This is a genomic window from Bacillus sp. CCB-MMP212, assembly GCF_022748145.1.
In the GTDB taxonomy this organism is placed as follows: Bacteria; Bacillota; Bacilli; order Bacillales; family Bacillaceae_G; genus Bacillus_A; species Bacillus_A cereus.
On the sequence record NZ_JALDQE010000009.1, the window covers coordinates 163,908 to 183,108 of the forward strand.

The following is a 19,201-nucleotide window of genomic DNA, read 5'->3' on the forward strand; positions in this document are numbered from 1 at the left end:
AGTGGAATGATGGATTTTTCCTGCTTTTTCAGTATGTGAGTGACTGTGAAAGCTTGGTGTTGATGCTTCTACTATATGGTAAAAACTTCATTTTCTCTTCTTTTTATTTTACCTGTTTCTAATTAGAAAAGAAAGAAGAGACGCCTGTTTTTTAAAATGTATACATGCTTAAATTTTTATGGTGAAAGTCTCAATTTATCATTTTAAAATACATAAAAAATGAAGTGATTCATGTTGAATAGGCATCGATATATCATGTATAACGATAGGTTTAAAGGTATTTTTGTTTGGAAATGAGTTCATTATTTTCAGAAAGGAAGTGCAAACATGATTAGTCAGTCAACGTTATTTTTATTCATACTACTTATTATAGGACTTATTGCTAAAAACCAATCGCTTACTGTAGCAATTGGTGTGTTATTTTTATTGAAGTTTACGTTTTTAGGAGATAAGGTCTTTCCTTATTTACAAACGAAAGGAATTAACCTAGGTGTAACAGTCATTACAATAGCGGTGCTCGTACCGATTGCGACGGGGGAAATAGGTTTTAAACAACTTGGAGAAGCGGCAAAATCTTATTATGCGTGGATTGCTTTAGCTTCAGGTGTAGCGGTCGCTTTGTTAGCGAAAGGCGGCGTACAATTGTTGACAACGGATCCTCACATTACAACTGCGCTTGTTTTTGGGACAATTATAGCGGTTGCGCTATTTAATGGGGTTGCTGTTGGTCCGTTAATTGGGGCTGGAATTGCCTATGCGGTTATGAGTATTATACAAATGTTTAAATAAGGAATTTTATAGTAATATAAAATTTTTGAATTCTTTCTGTTCACAAAAGTCAGATAATTGTTTATAATAGGATTAGAAACTTTGAAAAGTTACATAACAGCAGAGACTTTACACCAGATAAAATAAAAACAACATAAAACAATTTTATAATGATATTGTTTTATGTTGTTTTTATCATAAAACTCTTCGGAATGTATTTTCCTCACTAACTTGTTGTTTTGAGCGTGAGGATTCGGGGAGACATTCACGCTCATGCTTTCCATGTAAACAATGGACAATAAGAGGGGAACATCGCAACAAATTTGCATGATCGTGCATTTTGCTTGCCTAAAGAGTGAACGGGCGTTCATAATTCATAAGGGGAGCAAATAGATATAAGGAGCAAGGTTGGGAGAATTTTCAGGAAAAGGAGAGAATGTCATGACTGTTATTCGAGGTTTAGAAGGGGTAGTAGCAACAACATCATCTGTGAGCTCTATTATTGATGATACATTAACTTATGTTGGGTATAATATTGATGATTTAGCTGAGAATGCTACGTTTGAAGAAGTAGTGTACTTATTATGGCACCGCAAGCTTCCTAATGAAAAAGAACTAGCGGAATTTAATGAAATTGTATCTGAATACTATAAAGTTCCAGGTGAGATTTTAACATATTTGAAACAAGTAGATTTAAAAATTGCACATCCGATGTCTGTTTTACGAACTGCAATTTCCATGCTATCATTATACGATGAGAGCGCTGAAATTATGGATGAAAAGTCTAATTATTTGAAAGCGGTTAAATTACAGGCTCAAGTGGGAACTTTAGTTGCTGCTTACGCGAGAATCCGTAAAGGTTTAGATATTGTTGAGCCAAGAAAAGATTTATCATTAGCTGCAAACTTCTTGTACATGTTAAATGATCGCGAGCCAAATGAAGTTGAAATTGAAGCTTTTGATAAGGCGCTTGTACTTCATGCGGATCATGAGTTAAACGCTTCTACATTTACTGCACGTGTTTGCGTGGCTACACTTTCAGATGTATATTCTGGTATTACAGCAGCAATCGGTGCATTGAAAGGTCCTCTTCACGGTGGGGCGAATGAAAATGTAATGAAGATGTTAACTGAAATTGGCGAAGAAGAAAATGTAGAATCATATATTCATAATGCTCTTCAAAATAAAGTGAAAATCATGGGCTTTGGTCACCGTGTGTATGAGCAAGGTGATCCGCGTGCAAAACACTTACGTGAAATGTCTAAGAGATTATGCGTGCTTTTAGGAGAAGACAAATGGTATAATATGTCTATCAAAATTGAAGACATTGTAACAAAAGAAAAAGGTCTTCCACCAAATGTCGATTTCTATTCAGCTTCTGTATACCATTGTTTAGGAATTGACCATGACTTATTTACACCTATTTTTGCAATTAGCCGTATGTCAGGCTGGTTAGCTCATATTCTAGAACAATATGAAAATAACCGTTTAATCCGTCCGCGTGCTGATTATAATGGACCAACGCATCAAGTGTATGTTCCAATCGCACAACGATAAGCGAAAAACACTATTTCGATAGTGAAAATACGCTTTCAAAAGTCTGATTTTTTCGGAAAGATGTAATGATTAGAATATTTTAATTTGACTAACGGTTTGAACTGAGGGGTTATTCCCTCAGTTTCATACATATGAAATTTCAAACATGGGGGTTATCACATTGACGACAGGTGAAAAAATTACTGTAACTAATGGTGTTATGAATGTACCGAACAATCCGATTATTCCATTTATTGAAGGAGATGGAATTGGTCCTGATATTTGGGCAGCTGCATCTCGCGTAATAGAAGCAGCAGTTGAAAAAGCTTATGATGGTGAGAAGAAAATCGTTTGGAAAGAAGTGCTTGCAGGGGAAAAAGCATTCAACCAAACAGGCGAGTGGTTACCAGAAGAAACTTTAAATTTAATTCGCGAATATTTAATCGCAATTAAAGGTCCACTTACAACTCCAGTTGGCGGTGGTATTCGTTCTCTAAACGTAGCACTTCGTCAAGAATTAGATCTATATGTATGTCTACGTCCAGTTCGTTATTTTGAAGGTGTTCCTTCACCTGTAAAACGTCCGGAAGATACTGATATGGTTATTTTCCGTGAAAATACAGAAGACATTTATGCTGGAATTGAATATGCACAAGGATCTCCAGAAGCAGAAAAAGTTCTTGCTTTCTTAAAAGAAGCAATGGGTGTTAATAAAATCCGCTTCCCAGAAACATCTGGTATTGGTATTAAACCAATCTCAGAAGAAGGGACAAAGCGTCTTGTTCGTGCTGCAATTCAATATGCAATTAATGAAAAACGCTCTTCTGTTACATTAGTTCATAAAGGAAACATTATGAAATTTACAGAAGGTGCTTTCAAAAACTGGGGTTACGAAGTAGCGGAACAAGAATTCGGCGACAAAGTATTTACTTGGGCTGAATATGATCGCATTGTTGAAAAAGATGGTAAAGATGCAGCAAATAAAGCGATGGCAGACGCTGAAGTGGCTGGAAAAATCATCGTAAAAGATTCTATTGCAGACATCTTCTTACAACAAATTTTAACTCGTCCACGTGAGTTCGATGTTGTTGCAACAATGAACTTAAATGGTGACTATATCTCTGATGCACTTGCTGCACAAGTAGGTGGAATTGGTATTGCACCTGGTGCAAACATTAACTATGTGACTGGACATGCTATCTTTGAAGCTACACACGGTACAGCTCCAAAATATGCAGGTTTAGATAAAGTAAACCCATCTTCAGTTCTTCTTTCAGGTGTATTATTATTAGAACACCTAGGATGGAATGAAGCAGCGAAATTAGTAACAGATTCAGTTGAGAAAACAATTGCATCAAAAGTAGTAACATATGACTTCGCTCGCCTAATGGAAGGCGCAACAGAAGTGAAGTGTTCTGAGTTTGCTAATGAGCTTATTAAAAACATGGATGTAGCGATAATCAAAAACGCATAATTAAAGCGGGGGGGTAAATTATGACAATCAAACGCAAGAAAGTTTCAGTCATCGGTGCAGGATTTACAGGAGCAACAACGGCATTCTTATTAGCACAAAAAGAACTTGCAGATGTTGTATTAGTGGACATTCCACAACTGGAAAATCCAACAAAAGGGAAAGCGTTAGATATGTTAGAAGCGAGCCCAGTACAAGGTTTTGATGCTAACATTATTGGAACATCTGATTACGCAGATACTGCTGATTCTGACGTTGTCGTTATTACAGCAGGTATTGCACGTAAGCCTGGTATGAGCCGTGATGACTTAGTAGCAACGAACTCTAAAATTATGAAAAGTATTACGCGCGACATTGCAAAACATTCACCAAATGCAATTATTGTTGTGTTAACAAATCCAGTTGATGCAATGACATATTCTGTATTTAAAGAAGCAGGATTCCCGAAAGAGCGTGTAATTGGCCAATCGGGCGTATTAGATACAGCTCGTTTCCGTACATTCATCGCACAAGAATTAAATCTTTCTGTGAAAGACATTACAGGATTTGTTCTTGGTGGACACGGTGACGACATGGTACCTCTTGTGCGTTATTCTTATGCAGGCGGTATTCCGTTAGAAACGTTAATTCCGAAAGAGCGTTTAGAAGCAATCGTAGAACGTACACGTAAAGGTGGCGGTGAGATTGTAGGCTTATTAGGAAACGGTAGTGCATATTACGCACCAGCAGCTTCTTTAGTTGAAATGACAGAAGCAATCTTAAAAGATCAACGCCGTGTATTACCAGCTATTGCGTACCTTGAAGGTGAGTATGGTTATAGTGACCTTTACTTAGGGGTACCAGTAATTCTAGGTGGTAACGGAATTGAAAAAATTATTGAATTAGAACTTCTTGCAGATGAAAAAGAAGCGTTAGATCGCTCTGTAGAATCTGTACGTAACGTAATGAAAGTTCTTGTTTAATAATTGAATAGTAGTGAAAAAGATTCGGGATTCCGAATCTTTTTCTACTATTTACCGAATTGTTTTTTTGAAATAATATGAAAACGCTATCATTTGTAGTATCCTATAATGAAACTATAGATTTATACTATACATTGCCCTCATCATAGTAAATTTCGGATAAGGTATCGCTTTTAGTAGGATAATAAGGTGAAAAAATCGGAGGGGGTTGTAACATGTTAAAGAAAAAAGTTCAAATTGGTCGTAAAATGGATGAAATTACAGTAGGAGAGAAATTATCTATCACTGAAAAAATTGAGGATAAAGATTTGTTATTGTACTTAGGGTTAACGAATGATGCCAATCCATTATATATTCAGCATGATTACGCATCCCAAACTCCGTATGAAAAGCCGATTGTACCAAGTATTATGCTAACGGGAATGATTACAACGGCAGTTACGAAATATTTACCGGGTCCAGGAAGTCATATTACTAGGAAGGACCTTACGTTCGTGAAGCATGTTCACCATTATGAAACGTTACAAATCCACTTTGAAGTTGTGGCTGTTTCTGAGGAGGAACATACAATTGATATGCTTGTATCTGCTCATGATGAAAAAGGAGAAACTGTTGTAAAAGGTTCATTAACAGTCACGCCGCCTTTTAAATCTGTTTCCATTATGGAAAAAGCATTAGATAATTTTTAAAAGATGAAAATATGAATAGCGCTAGCATACCTTGAATAAGGATGCTAGCGCTATTTTTAGTTGAAAAATCCTTCTTTGAATCCTTCAGCAAATTCTGAGCACCCCGTTTTAATCGTATCCCAGCTCGGTACGTTAAAAGTAAGGAAACATGTTACTACTAAAGTTAAAATAGGTAGTAATAGTCGCATAATAGACCCCTTTTTATATTCGGATTATTGGATTAACAATATTTACTATATTATAATTTGATAATTTAAGTCAATGGAAGGAATGATTCTTTAAGATGAGGTGGAAAGGAGAAAACGTTATCTTTGAAACGGTAAGAGAAGCTGAAGTGTGGGCAGACGGGGTTGCGAATGAAATGTACGGGAGAGTATTTGATGGATATGAAACACCGGATTATAAAATAGCGTATGCTCTTTCGTTTTTCCTAGCACAAAATCAAGATTTTATAGTTCATACGGAAGTGAGCTTTAAAGAAGAGAGAGTAATCTATAAAGTTTGGCAAAATTCTGTGTAGTTGCAGGTGAATCGTAATTACGTCTATTTTCTCAATTCTACACAAACGATCTCCATGAATAGACAATTATATTGAGAGGGACCTTGTTTTCTAGTATGATGAGAATAACGGGGAAAATACTAGGATGAAGAAGGTTTCAAGTCTATAACTTGGAGGAAAAGAATGAACAATCGTATTTTAGTAGTTGATGATGAGGAATTTATCTTAACTTTAATCGAATTTAATTTACAACAAGCTGGGTTTGAAGTTATAACAGCGATGGATGGAGAAATGGCGCTTCAAAAAGCGACAACAGAACGCCCAGATTTAATTATATTAGATTTAATGCTTCCGAAAATGGATGGTATGGAAGTGTGTAAAGAATTACGATTGCAGCGCGTTATGACGCCGATTTTAATGTTAACGGCAAAAGATGATGAGTTTGATAAGGTGCTAGGCCTTGAACTTGGGGCAGATGATTATATGACGAAGCCATTTAGTCCAAGGGAAGTTGTTGCTCGTGTGAAGGCGATTTTGCGCCGCACGAAATTACAACAAGAAGAACAAGTTGCAGAAGCGCCAGATGAAGATAGCATCACAATTGCAGAACTTAAAATTTTACCGGAGTTTTATGAGGCTTATTTCCAAGGAAGAAAGCTTGAATTAACACCAAAAGAATTTGAACTACTTGTGTATCTTGCGAAAAATAAAAGTCGCGTGTTGACGCGTGATCAATTATTAAGTGCTGTATGGAATTACGATTTTGCTGGTGATACACGAATTGTTGATGTTCATATTAGCCATTTGCGCGATAAAATTGAACAAAATACGAAAAAACCGACGTACATTAAAACGATACGTGGTTTAGGATATAAATTAGAGGAGCCAAAAGGGAATGAATAAATTTCGTTCCAGGCTTCTTTTTACATTTGTTTCTCTTATTGTATTTATTTTAGTTGGACTAGGTTTATTGCTAGAAACTGTGTTTGAAAACTACTATATAGATCATGCTAAAGAGAGAATGGTCAAAGAGACGGAGTATGTTGCGGCGTTAGCAGAAGAGCAAGGTTTTGATAATGTCTTAAAAAATCCATACGTATTTGAAAAGTTAGAAGAAAAAATACCAGCTTCTATCGTATTTGTGGATGAAAAAAAGAAAGTTCAATATAGAAAAGGACAAGAATTGGCATTTAGTCCAGAGACGATTAAAGAACTTACTTCGGAATTGGCAAAACAACGAAGTAAAGTGATTACGAAAGAGACAGATCGAAAGAATGAATTTTATCATGCGGTGTTCGTTCAAGATGTAGAAGGAAAACAAGGATACGTTTTGGTGAAAAGTACAATCGATCCTTTAAAAGACGTACATCAAAAAACGTGGGGATTATTAATTATCGGATTTGTTATTGCTTGTCTCGTAGTTGTATTTTTAGGTATGAAAATTACAGGGCAATATATTAGGCCGATTGAATCGGTTACAAAAGTTGCAATTGAATTGGCAAAGGGTAATTATAAAGCACGTGCATACGAAAGTCATTCGGATGAAACAGGAATGCTGAGTAAAGCGATTAATATTTTAGCTCGTAACTTACAAGAGATGACACTTGAACAAGAAATGCAGCAAGATCGTCTGCATACGTTAATTGAAAATATGGGAAGCGGAATGATTTTAATTGATAGCCGCGGGTATATAAACCTTGTAAACCGCTCTTATAAGGAAACTTTCCACGTAACAGATGAAGAATATTTAGATCGCTTATATTATGAATCGTTTCATCATACAGAAATTATTGAGCTTGTAGAAGAAATCTTTATGACAGAAGTGAAAGTGCGTAAACAAATGTTATTGCCACTTGGAATTGAGCGGAAGCATTTCGAAGTATATGGAGCGCCGATTATCGGGACAAACCATGAATGGAAAGGGATTGTTCTTGTATTCCATGACATAACAGAGTTAAAGAAATTAGAACAAATGAGAAAAGACTTTTTAGCGAATGTTTCTCATGAATTAAAGACACCGATTACTTCTATTAAAGGTTTTTCAGAAACACTCTTAGACGGAGCGATGGATAATAAAAAATTCTGCGAACATTTCTTGCACATTATTTTAAAAGAAAGTGAGCGCATGCAAGGATTAATTGAAGATTTATTAGATTTGTCAAAGATCGAACAACAAGGATTTAAATTAAATATGGGAACCGTTGACATGAAGGGGCTGCTTGAAGATATTCATATGGTGCTTGATAATAAAGCAGGAGAAAAAGAAATCTCTTTACAAGTGAATGTATTAAAACGTGCTTCTGTTATTGGAGATCCAAGTCGTTTGAAACAAATCTTTATTAATTTAATGAATAACGCGATCGTATATACACCGGCTGGAGGCGTTGTTTCAGTAGAGCTAGCGGAAGATAAGTATAATGCTTATATAAAAGTATCGGATACTGGAATTGGTATTAGTAAAGAGGAAATTCCGCGTATTTTTGAACGCTTTTACCGAGTGGATAAAGCGAGAAGTAGAAATACTGGTGGTACAGGCCTCGGATTATCAATTGTAAAGCATTTAGTAGAGGCGCATCACGGTACAATTACAGTGGATAGTGAAGTTGGGGAAGGGACAACATTTACAGTTGTTTTACCAAAATCAGCAACTGAAAAATAGGATGAAGGATGTTTACAATATATTAACAATGGCTTAATTAAATATTAATAAAGCTCTGTTAATATAATACATGAAAACCCCTTCATCCAAGGAGTAATTTTGGACGAGAATAGTTAAGCTGTTCTCGTCACTTCCCTTTATGCCAATATAAGTCTGTTTTATATATGAAAGAAAATAACCGTTATTTTTCTTCTCTCTATTAGTCATGTTAATATAGAGAGAGGAAAGGAACGGTTTTTTTCTGTGAAAAAAATCATTTCAAATTTGTATGGGGAGGTTTCAATTTTGGAAAAAAAGGTCGTATTAGTAGATGGTAATAATATCGCGTATCGTGCTTTCTTTGCACTACCGCTTTTAAATAACGACAAAGGTATACATACGAACGCAATTTACGGTTTTACAATGATGTTAATGAGAATATTAGAGGAAGAAAAGCCAACTCATATGTTAGTGGCGTTTGATGCAGGCAAAACAACCTTCCGTCATAAAACGTATAGTGAGTATAAAGGAGGACGTCAAAAGACTCCACCTGAATTATCAGAGCAGTTCCCGTTTATTCGTGAGATGCTGGATGCATTCAACGTACCGCGTTATGAATTAGAAAATTATGAAGCGGATGATATTATGGGAACGCTAGCAAAAGAAGCGAGTGAACAAGGAGCAAGTGTAAAAGTTATTTCAGGAGATAAAGATTTACTTCAACTTGTTTCTGATAACACGCTTGTATGTATTCCGCGAAAAGGGATTACGGAAGTAGATGAATATACGAAAGAAGCTTTATTTGAAAAATATAGCTTATCACCAAAGCAAATTATCGATATGAAAGGTTTAATGGGAGACCAATCAGATAATATTCCGGGTGTACCAGGAGTTGGTGAAAAAACGGCGATTAAATTGTTAACACAGTTTGGAACGGTTGAAGAAGTGTATGAAAATCTAGATCAAGTAAGCGGGAAGAAATTAAAAGAAAAACTAGAAGAAAATAAAGAACAAGCTCTTATGAGTAAAGATCTTGCGACTATTATTACAGATGCACCGATTACAGTTCATGTGGATGATATGGCGTATAAAGGATATGAAGCAAGTGATGTGATTCCAATGTTCGAGAGTTTAGGATTTACATCTCTTTTAAATAAATTAGGCGTTACGCCAGAAGAAACAGCTCCAGCTGAATTAGATGATATTACATTTGATATTGTGGAAGAAGTTACAGAAGAAATGCTTCAGCAAGATAGTGCGCTTATCGTAGAAGTGCAAGAAGATAATTATCATAAGGCGGACATTCAAGGCTTTGGTATTCAAAATGAAAATGGTTGCTACTTTATTCAGAAGGATATTGCTCTTGCATCGGATGCATTTAAAGCATGGCTTGCAAATGGAGAAATGAGAAAGCATACATTTGATGCGAAGCGAGCAATCGTTGCACTGAAATGGAATGGGATAGATATGCAAGGGATTGACTTTGATCTATTAATCGCTGCTTATTTACTTGACCCGGCTGATACAGATAAAGATTTCCGTACTGTAGCGAAAATGAAAGAAACGCATGCTGTGAAATCAGATGAAGAAGTTTACGGAAAAGGTGCGAAGCGTGCTGTTCCAGAGTTAGAAGTAGTAGCGGAGCATGTGGCTCGTAAAGTGCATGTATTATATGATGTAAAGCAAACATTCGTTGAAGAGTTAAAGAAGAATGAGCAATATGAACTGTTTACAGAGTTAGAATTGCCACTTGCGCGTGTATTAGCTGATATGGAAGTAAAAGGTGTAAAAGTTGATACGGAGCGTCTTCGTAATATGGGAGAAGAACTCGCAGGTAGATTAAAGGAAATGGAACAGGAAATTTATAAGCTTGCGGGAACAGAATTTAATATTAATTCACCGAAGCAGCTTGGTGTAATTCTGTTTGAGAACTTAAACTTACCGATTATTAAAAAGACGAAAACAGGTTATTCTACGTCAGCTGATGTATTAGACAAGCTTATGGATCGCCATGAAATTATTCCAAACATTTTACATTATCGTCAATTAGGGAAGCTAAATTCAACTTATATTGAAGGTTTACTGAAAGTTGTACATGAAGATTCATCTAAAATTCATACTCGCTTTAATCAAGTGTTAACGCAAACAGGTCGATTAAGTTCAACGGATCCGAACTTGCAAAATATCCCGATTCGATTAGAAGAAGGAAGAAAGATTCGTCAGGCATTTGTTCCATCAGAAGAAGGTTGGATTATGTATGCGGCTGACTATTCACAAATCGAACTGCGTGTATTAGCTCATATTGCAAATGATAAAGGGCTAGTTGAAGCATTCCAGCATGACATGGATATTCACACGAAAACAGCTATGGATGTATTTGGCGTTGAAAAAGATGAAGTCACTTCAAATATGAGACGACAAGCGAAAGCTGTTAACTTCGGAATTGTGTATGGTATTAGTGATTATGGTCTTTCACAAAACTTAGGGATTACAAGAAAAGCAGCAGCGGAATTTATTGAAAAGTATTTAGAAAGTTTCCCTGGTGTACAAGAATATATGGAGGACATCGTAAAAGATGCGAAACAAAAAGGATATGTGGCTACATTATTAAATCGTCGCCGTTATATTCCAGAAATTACGAGTCGTAATTTCAATTTACGTAGCTTTGCTGAGCGTACAGCGATGAATACACCAATTCAAGGTACTGCAGCAGATATTATTAAAAAAGCGATGATTATTATGGCAGATCGTTTAGAAGAAGAAGGATTACAAGCGCGTCTTCTTCTGCAAGTACACGATGAATTAATATTTGAAGCACCAAAAGAAGAAATTGAAAAATTAGAGCAGCTTGTACCTGAAGTAATGGAGCATGCGATTGAACTCGCAGTTCCGCTGAAAGTTGATTATTCTTACGGTCCAACTTGGTACGACGCAAAATAAGGAAGTGATGAAATGCCTGAATTACCAGAGGTTGAAAACGTCAGACGGACACTTGAAAATCTTGTAACAGGAAAAACGATTGAAGATGTTATTGTTACTTATCCAAAAATAGTGAAACGACCGGATGATGCAGAAATCTTTAAAGAAATGCTAAAAGGCGAGAAGATTGAAAATATAAAGCGAAGAGGAAAGTTTTTGCTTCTATATGTAACAAATTATGTTATTGTTTCACATTTGCGTATGGAAGGTAAGTTTTTACTACATCAAGAGGATGAGCCGATTGATAAACATACGCACGTCCGTTTCTTATTTACAGATGGAACTGAATTACATTATAAAGATGTGAGAAAGTTTGGTACGATGCATCTCTTTAAGAAAGGTGAAGAGATGAACCAAATGCCTCTTGCTGACTTAGGGCCGGAGCCGTTTGATGCTGAATTGACACCACAGTATTTACAAGAAAGATTGCAAAAGACAAATCGTAAAATAAAAGTTGTGCTATTGGATCAGCGTCTTTTAGTAGGGCTTGGAAATATATATGTGGATGAAGTTTTATTCCGTTCTCAAATTCATCCGGAACGAGAAGCGTCGTCTTTGACAAAAGAAGAAATTGAGCGAATTTATGAGGCTACGGTTACAACGCTAGGAGAAGCAGTGAAGCGTGGCGGAAGTACAATTCGAACGTATATCAACTCACAAGGGCAAATTGGTTCGTTCCAAGAACTCCTAAATGTATACGGAAAAAAAGGAGAACCGTGTGTAACTTGCGGTACGATATTAGAAAAAACAGTTGTTGGCGGGCGAGGAACGCATTACTGCCCAATTTGTCAGCCAAGAATATAGAAAAGAGATAACATCGGATAGGCATTTGTCATATACATACAGCAGAGCTATGTATAAGGGAGGAGCTTACCGATGTACCTTTATTTATCTCTTATTTTATTAGCTTTTACATTAAGCTTAGATAGCTGTAGTGTAGGGCTAACATATGGTTTAAGAAGCGTAAGAATTCCACTAAGATCAATTATAATTATCGGAATGTGTTCAGCGGCTGTTATGCTTGTTTCAATGGGAATTGGACATATGATCGCGAAAGTATTTTCACCTGTTATCGCAACGCGTATCGGTGGGCTTGTTCTTATTGGAATAGGGATTTGGGTATTGTATCAATTTTTTCGAAGTGAGAAAAAAGAAGAACCGAAGCAAGAGGAGAAGGTCTGGAAATTAGAGATTGCCTCGCTAGGGCTAGTGATTCAAATTTTACGGAAACCGACTGTAGCAGATTTTGATAAATCAGGCACCATTTCTGCAGGAGAGGCATTGCTTCTTGGTATCGCTCTTTCTGTAGACTCATTTGGTGCCGGAATTGGTGCATCTTTATTAGGGTATGCACCCGCTATGATGGCGATATTAGTTGCAATTATGAGTTCTTTGTTTTTATTTATTGGAATGAAACTTGGAACGGTTTTATCGAATATGAAGTGGTTACAAAAATTTACATTCCTGCCTGGAGTATTACTCATCATTATTGGAATTTGGAAAATGTAAGTATGGGCGTGGAACATTAGTTTCGCGCCTTTTATTATGAGGAGGCTTATTATGACAGTAGTAATTGGATTAACAGGAGGCATTGCAAGTGGAAAAAGTACAGTATCTCAAATGTTTCGTGAACTGAGCATACCGGTTATTGATGCAGATATTATTGCACGAGAAGTTGTAGAGCAAGGAAAACCAGCATATAACAAAATAGTAGAAGTATTTGGAACGGAAGTGTTACAAGAAGATGGAGAACTAGATCGTCCAAAACTGGGAAGTGTCGTTTTCTATAATGAAGAAAAACGATTGCAGTTAAATAAAATTGTTCATCCTGCAGTGCGTGAGGAAATGAATAGGCAAAAGGAAATGTACATAAAAGAAGATATGCAAGCGGTTGTGTTAGATATTCCTCTCTTATTTGAAAGCAAATTAACAAGTCTTGTTGACCGCGTTTTAGTTGTAGCAGTTAGGCCGCATACGCAATTAGAGCGTTTAATGAAACGAAATAACTTTTCAGAAGAAGAAGCAACAGCTCGTATTCAATCTCAAATGCCGTTAGAAGAAAAAGTGAAAAATGCAGATGAAGTGATAAATAATGATGGCACAATTATGGGAACGAAAACACAATTGCAGGTAATTTTAAAGAAGTGGAACATTATTGACTAAAAAATTGTGAAATTAATGAAAATGCTTAGTGACATATCTCCTTTTTGTGTTATACTATTATTGGGATTGGAGATAAATAGTATAACGCATTCAAGGGGGATAACATATTATGACTCGTGTGGCAATTAATGGATTTGGACGTATTGGGAGAATGGTATTTCGTCAAGCAATAAAAGAAAGCGCATTCGAAATTGTAGCAATCAATGCAAGCTATCCATCTGAAACGTTAGCACACTTAATTAAATATGATACAGTTCATGGCAAGTTTGACGGAACAGTAGAAGCATTTGAAGATCACTTATTAGTTGATGGAAAAATGATTCGCCTTTTAAACAACCGCGATCCAAAGGAATTGCCTTGGACAGATTTAGGTGTTGAAGTTGTAATTGAAGCAACTGGTAAATTTAATTCAAAAGAAAAAGCAATTCTTCACGTTGAAGCTGGAGCGAAAAAAGTTATTTTAACAGCGCCTGGTAAAAATGAAGATGTAACAATTGTAGTTGGTGTGAACGAAGACCAATTAGATATTACAAAACATACTGTTATTTCAAATGCATCTTGTACAACAAACTGTTTAGCGCCTGTTGTGAAGGTGTTAGATGAGCAGTTTGGAATTGAAAACGGTTTAATGACGACAGTTCACGCTTATACAAATGACCAAAAAAATATTGATAACCCACATAAAGATTTAAGAAGAGCACGTGCTTGCGGACAATCAATCATTCCGACAACGACAGGTGCTGCGAAAGCGCTAGCAAAAGTTCTTCCGCACTTAAACGGAAAACTTCATGGTATGGCACTTCGTGTACCAACACCAAACGTGTCTCTTGTTGACTTAGTAGTAGATGTAAAACGCGATGTGACAGTTGAAGCTATTAACGATGCATTCAAAACTGTTGCAAACGGTGCTTTAAAAGGTATTGTAGAATTCAGCGAAGAGCCTTTAGTATCTATCGACTTTAATACAAATACACATTCAGCTATTATCGATGGTTTATCTACAATGGTAATGGGTGATCGTAAAGTGAAAGTACTTGCTTGGTATGATAACGAGTGGGGCTACTCTCGTCGTGTTGTAGATCTTGTAACGTTAGTTGTTGAAGAGTTAGCGAAACAAGAAAATGTGCAACACATTTAAGTGAATAAGGGAGGAGAGGGCAAGGCAATATTTGCCCTCTTTTTTTATTTTTTTCTGAAAAGGAAAAAAATTATATAAGTATATTTTAAAAAGTGGACATACCACGAAACGTTGTGATTACTGCATTTGTGAATCGTTTATTTTTTTTAGGGAAAAGTAAAGAGGAAAATATGACAGAAAATCGAAAAAACTGTTGTTGCAAAATGAAAATAAACAAAGTATACTAACACTCGTAAACTTAAGAGCTGAGGTACGTAGTCACTACTTAAAGGGTTAGGACCTCTCTGGACTAACTTTCCCCCGTGGTAGTGGAGCAAGCCAAATTGCAAATTAGTTTTCAATTCGAACAGTTAGAATAAATTTACAAGGGGGAACTGTAGAATGGATACTATGGATACGATGGGTCGTCACGTGATCGCTGAACTTTGGGATTGCGATTTCGACAAGCTTAATGACATGCCGTATATTGAACAATTATTTGTGGATGCAGCACTAAGAGCTGGTGCTGAAGTGCGTGAGGTTGCTTTCCATAAATTTGCACCACAAGGTGTAAGTGGAGTAGTAATTATCTCAGAATCACATTTAACAATTCATAGCTTTCCGGAGCACGGTTACGCAAGTATTGATGTTTATACTTGTGGGGATCGTATTGATCCAAATGTTGCTGCAGAATATATTGCAGAAGGTTTAAACGCGAAAACGCGTGAGAGCATCGAGCTTCCTCGAGGCACTGGTAGCTTCGAAATTAAGCAGAGAGAAACAAAAGCTCTTTAAAAAAGAACATAATTGATTTAAAATGTAAAGAGGTGTATAATGCACCTCTTTTTTAGTTTATAAAAAAGGAAAAATATAACGTACTCGTTAGTTGAATACATTGGACTCTTGCAAATGAGGTAGTGCCCTATATGCCATCTTATTTTTAAGTATGAGATGATAAAGTGATGCGCTGAAACTTAAAGTGGTAAGAGAGTTAGAATGAGTTATATAATATTGTATATATATTTTAGGTGAATTGAGTAGAGAAAAATAAAGAGTATAGTGTAAAGGAGTGAATGAATTGCGTTGTCCATCCTGTTCTCATAATGGTACAAGAGTGTTAGATTCGCGTCCGGTAGACGAGGGGCGCTCTATTCGAAGAAGAAGAGAGTGTGAAAGTTGTTTAAGTCGCTTTACGACCTTTGAAAGGGTAGAAGAGTCACCTCTTATCGTTGTTAAAAAAGAAGGCACACGAGAAGAGTTTAATAAAGAAAAGATTTTACGCGGTTTAATTAAAGCGTGTGAAAAAAGACCAGTATCTTTAAGACAATTAGAAGAAGTAACACAAAGCGTGGAACGTGAACTGCGTAATTTAGGTATATCAGAAGTGAAAAGTGATATGATTGGTGAAATTGTTATGGAAGAACTTCGCGATATTGATGATGTTGCTTATGTACGTTTTGCTTCTGTATATCGTCAATTTAAAGATTTAAATGTATTTATTGAAGAATTAAAAGATATACTGCAAAAAGAAAGAGAGTAGAAGTTGTATTTTATTCTCTTTACATACCGTAAGTAATAGGATAAGAGAGCTAGAAGCGAAAGCTAATAGCTCTTTTTCACTAAGAATTTATATAATGAAGATAGAAGGAATGAAGTAGAGGATAGATTGGATGAGAGAAAGGAAAAGCAAGAATGGAAAAACAGTCATGGATGGAGCTATTGCCGATTGATCGTTATAAAGTAAGTGCGAAAGGGCTACTGCATAATTACGACCGAAAAGTATTGACGATGTTGTATCAGCCGTTAATAGGTAGTAGAGCTTTTAGCTTATACATGACACTATGGGGGGAGCTAGAGCAAGATCGTGTATTTGGAAAAGAGAATACACATCATTCCCTTATGGTGACTATGCAAATGCAACTTCCTGAAATATATGAGGAACGAGTAAAGTTAGAGGCAATTGGGCTTTTGAAGGTATATATTAAGAAAGAAAAAGATATTCGAATGTTCATATATGAGTTGCAACCACCTTTATCTCCGAAGCAGTTTTTTGATGATATTGTTTTAAGTATCTTTTTATACAATCGATTGAGTCGGACAAAATATAATCAAGTAAAGCAATATTTCTTAGAAGAAGAATTTGATTTTGCTTCTTATGAAAATGTTACGCGCTCTTTCAATGATGTGTTTGGTTCGTTTAATCCAGGACAGCTTGAGCATGCGCAAGAAGACCTTCGTATTCCAAAAACGACAACTATGCCAAGTAACGAGAAGGGAGACGCTCCGAAAGTTTGGAATGATTTCTTTGATTTCTCTTTATTTGTAGATGGATTGTCCGCTCTTGTTCCTAAAAAGGCGATTACAGATCAAGTAAGAGACTGCGTTATAACACTTGCTTACGTGTATGGTGTAGATGTGTTATCGATGCAAAATATCGTTCTTGGTGCGGTGACGGAGATGCAAACAATTGATATGGAAAGGCTTAGAAAAGGAGCGCGCGATTGGTATCAATTTGAAAATGGTCAAGCATTACCGGTACTAAGTGAAAGAGTACAGCCTCATGCTGCACGTACGATGAAAGAGAAAGAGCCTTCATCACAAGAGGAGATGTTAATAAAGCAGCTAGAGGAAATCTCGCCAAAACAACTATTGAAAGAGATTTCTGGTGGTGCAGAGGCAACGAAAGCGGACTTGCAAATCGTTGAAGATGTCATGATTAATCAAAAATTGACACCAGGAGTTGTGAATGTACTTATTTATTACGTTATGCTACGCTCAGATATGAAACTTGCGAAAACGTATGTCGAGAAGATTGCTGGGCATTGGGCACGTAAAAAGGTCGGTACAGTAGCGGACGCGATGGCGTTAGCGAAAGAAGAGAACCGTCAATATCAAGAGTGGGCTGAGACGAAGAAAAAAGGCCGTACGGCGAAGAAAACGGTACGAAAAGAAATGGTGCCAGATTGGCTTAAGGAAGAAGAGCCGAAAGAACAAGAGAAAGAAACGGCGAAGAAAGATGTAAGTGTAGAAAAAGATGCATGTACGCTAGAAGATGAACGAAAACGATTAGAAGAAGTGTTAAAAAAATATAAGCGTGATTAATAGAAGAGAATGAACGCTCTTTGAGGTGAGAAAATGGAGCATATTCAAAATTCATTTACAAAATTAATGGAAAATGAAAACTTTAAAAATAGATATGAAGTATTAAAGGCAGAAGTAATGGCGCACCCGCGTGTGAAAGAATTTATAGACGAACATAAAGGTGAAGTAACGACTTCTATGATTGAGCGCAGTCTGGTGAAGTTATATGAATATATTGGACAAAGTGTAGGTTGCGTGGATTGTCCGGATTTAGGTGCATGTAAAAATATGCTGCAAGGATACGAGCCAAAGCTTGTTATTCAAGGGAAGATGATTGATATTCAATACGATCGTTGCGTTAGAAAAGTAGCATATGACGAGAGAAAGAAATATGAAAAACTCGTTCAAAGTGTATATATGCCAACGGATATTTTACAGGCAACTATGGAAAACTTAGACCCTTCTGACTTAAATGCACGTATCGATGCAATTGGCGCAGCGAATGAATTTTTAAGTACATATGAACCAGGTAAAAAAGCACAAGGTTTATATTTGTACGGTAAATTTGGTGTAGGAAAAACGTACCTTTTAGGAGCAATTGCGAACGAGCTTGCTCGAAAGAAAATAAGTTCGATGCTCGTATACTTCCCGGAATTTTTACGTGAAATTAAAAGTTCGATTCAAGATAATTCGATTGGCGAAAAGATTGATGCGGTTAAACGCGTGCAAGTTTTAATGTTAGATGATATCGGGGCAGAAGCGATGTCGAGCTTTGTGCGTGACGATGTGCTTGGTGCAATCTTGCAATTCCGTATGTTAGAAAACTTACCGACGTTCTTTACGTCTAATTTTGATTTTAAACAATTGGAACATCATTTAACGTATACACAACGTGGTGAGGCTGAAGAAATGAAGGCAGCACGTATTATGGAACGAATTAAATATTTAGCGAAACCAATTCCAATTGGTGGGAAAAACCGTCGTCATAAGTAAAAGAGCAAGCTGAGAAGCTTGCTCTTTTGTATTATAGTGATATTTTCTTTTCAAATATGAGATCGAAATATTCAGGTTGTCCAGAACTGCCAATCGTAGGGGCAACAATCTGTACGAACCTCCAGTCATCTTTAGCATGTTCTTGAATAATTTCTTGGTAGTCTTCAGCTAGTTTTGAGCGAGTGAGCCCCCAATGAAATTCGACTTTTACGAATTTATATTCAAACATTCATATACCTCACTTTAGTAATGAATAAAGTATACAATAAAAAAATTCATAGTAGCTTGTATCATTTTTTTCTCCC

19 protein-coding genes are annotated in these 19,201 nt (G+C 36.4%); 17 read left to right on the top strand and 2 right to left on the bottom strand.

All coding sequences use genetic code 11. The features are described from left to right. The first annotated feature begins 327 nt into the window (after positions 1 to 327). The 5 genes from MRP26_RS22920 to MRP26_RS22940 all read left to right on the top strand — a co-directional run bounded on the left by MRP26_RS22920 (position 328) and on the right by MRP26_RS22940 (position 5,426). Positions 328 to 789: a DUF441 domain-containing protein gene (locus MRP26_RS22920; RefSeq protein ID WP_000625507.1), complete on the top strand. Its 462-nt coding sequence runs from the start codon at positions 328 to 330 to the stop codon at positions 787 to 789. 387 nt (positions 790 to 1,176) lie between these two features. Next, positions 1,177 to 2,325, top strand: a complete 1,149-nt coding sequence (citZ, locus tag MRP26_RS22925; protein ID WP_000503651.1) for a citrate synthase — start codon at positions 1,177 to 1,179, stop codon at positions 2,323 to 2,325. Between the two features lie 160 nt (positions 2,326 to 2,485). Continuing rightward, positions 2,486 to 3,778, top strand: a complete 1,293-nt coding sequence (gene icd / locus MRP26_RS22930; RefSeq protein ID WP_000206893.1) for an NADP-dependent isocitrate dehydrogenase — start codon at positions 2,486 to 2,488, stop codon at positions 3,776 to 3,778. A 20-nt stretch (positions 3,779 to 3,798) separates the two neighbouring features. Further along, on the top strand, positions 3,799 to 4,737 hold the full coding sequence (gene mdh, locus MRP26_RS22935; protein ID WP_000153232.1) for a malate dehydrogenase: 939 nt from the start codon (positions 3,799 to 3,801) through the stop codon (positions 4,735 to 4,737). 215 nt (positions 4,738 to 4,952) lie between these two features. Beyond that, positions 4,953 to 5,426, top strand: a complete 474-nt coding sequence (locus tag MRP26_RS22940; RefSeq protein ID WP_000914180.1) for a MaoC family dehydratase — start codon at positions 4,953 to 4,955, stop codon at positions 5,424 to 5,426. 56 nt (positions 5,427 to 5,482) lie between these two features. Here the strand turns inward: MRP26_RS22940 and MRP26_RS30835 are convergent, their stop codons facing one another. After that, positions 5,483 to 5,614 (bottom strand): hypothetical protein, encoded by a 132-nt coding sequence (locus MRP26_RS30835; protein ID WP_001238014.1) that lies wholly within the window; start codon positions 5,612 to 5,614, stop codon positions 5,483 to 5,485. Between the two features lie 95 nt (positions 5,615 to 5,709). On the opposite strand from MRP26_RS30835, the gene MRP26_RS22945 reads away from it, so the two are divergent. The 12 genes from MRP26_RS22945 to dnaI all read left to right on the top strand — a co-directional run bounded on the left by MRP26_RS22945 (position 5,710) and on the right by dnaI (position 18,896). After that, a complete protein-coding gene (locus MRP26_RS22945) occupies positions 5,710 to 5,946 on the top strand; it encodes a hypothetical protein (RefSeq protein WP_098628527.1) in 237 nt (78 codons plus the stop codon). 162 nt (positions 5,947 to 6,108) lie between these two features. Further along, positions 6,109 to 6,828, top strand: a complete 720-nt coding sequence (phoP, locus tag MRP26_RS22950; protein WP_001065220.1) for a two-component system response regulator PhoP — start codon at positions 6,109 to 6,111, stop codon at positions 6,826 to 6,828. Then, a complete protein-coding gene (phoR, locus tag MRP26_RS22955) occupies positions 6,821 to 8,584 on the top strand; it encodes a sensory box histidine kinase PhoR (RefSeq protein ID WP_053563569.1) in 1,764 nt (587 codons plus the stop codon). The genes phoP and phoR overlap by 8 nt, the downstream gene beginning before the upstream one ends. A gap of 285 nt (positions 8,585 to 8,869) precedes the next feature. Then, a complete protein-coding gene (gene polA / locus MRP26_RS22960; RefSeq protein ID WP_197242818.1) occupies positions 8,870 to 11,503 on the top strand; it encodes a DNA polymerase I in 2,634 nt (877 codons plus the stop codon). Between the two features lie 12 nt (positions 11,504 to 11,515). Next, positions 11,516 to 12,346, top strand: a complete 831-nt coding sequence (gene mutM / locus MRP26_RS22965; protein WP_071731428.1) for a DNA-formamidopyrimidine glycosylase — start codon at positions 11,516 to 11,518, stop codon at positions 12,344 to 12,346. A gap of 72 nt (positions 12,347 to 12,418) precedes the next feature. Continuing rightward, the gene (gene ytaF / locus MRP26_RS22970) at positions 12,419 to 13,051 is read left to right on the top strand and encodes a sporulation membrane protein YtaF (RefSeq protein WP_000281743.1); all 633 of its coding nucleotides are present in this window, start codon (positions 12,419 to 12,421) and stop codon (positions 13,049 to 13,051) included. Between the two features lie 51 nt (positions 13,052 to 13,102). Further along, a complete protein-coding gene (coaE, locus tag MRP26_RS22975; RefSeq protein ID WP_197242816.1) occupies positions 13,103 to 13,705 on the top strand; it encodes a dephospho-CoA kinase in 603 nt (200 codons plus the stop codon). A 109-nt stretch (positions 13,706 to 13,814) separates the two neighbouring features. Next, on the top strand, positions 13,815 to 14,843 hold the full coding sequence (locus MRP26_RS22980; protein ID WP_000198974.1) for a glyceraldehyde-3-phosphate dehydrogenase: 1,029 nt from the start codon (positions 13,815 to 13,817) through the stop codon (positions 14,841 to 14,843). Positions 14,844 to 15,233: 390 nt separating this feature from the next. Then, positions 15,234 to 15,617: an adenosylmethionine decarboxylase gene (gene speD, locus MRP26_RS22985; protein WP_002003660.1), complete on the top strand. Its 384-nt coding sequence runs from the start codon at positions 15,234 to 15,236 to the stop codon at positions 15,615 to 15,617. Positions 15,618 to 15,900: 283 nt separating this feature from the next. After that, positions 15,901 to 16,362: a transcriptional regulator NrdR gene (gene nrdR, locus MRP26_RS22990; protein WP_001203687.1), complete on the top strand. Its 462-nt coding sequence runs from the start codon at positions 15,901 to 15,903 to the stop codon at positions 16,360 to 16,362. A 152-nt stretch (positions 16,363 to 16,514) separates the two neighbouring features. Next, the gene (locus tag MRP26_RS22995) at positions 16,515 to 17,924 is read left to right on the top strand and encodes a replication initiation and membrane attachment family protein (protein WP_197242815.1); all 1,410 of its coding nucleotides are present in this window, start codon (positions 16,515 to 16,517) and stop codon (positions 17,922 to 17,924) included. 33 nt (positions 17,925 to 17,957) lie between these two features. Continuing rightward, complete coding sequence (gene dnaI, locus MRP26_RS23000; RefSeq protein WP_000400120.1) at positions 17,958 to 18,896, top strand: primosomal protein DnaI; 939 nt, start codon at positions 17,958 to 17,960, stop codon at positions 18,894 to 18,896. A 31-nt stretch (positions 18,897 to 18,927) separates the two neighbouring features. Here dnaI and MRP26_RS23005 read toward each other — a convergent pair whose 3' ends face one another. Beyond that, positions 18,928 to 19,125, bottom strand: coding sequence for a DUF4177 domain-containing protein (locus MRP26_RS23005; RefSeq protein WP_197242814.1), 198 nt, complete (start codon positions 19,123 to 19,125; stop codon positions 18,928 to 18,930). Between the last annotated feature and the right edge of the window lie 76 nt (positions 19,126 to 19,201).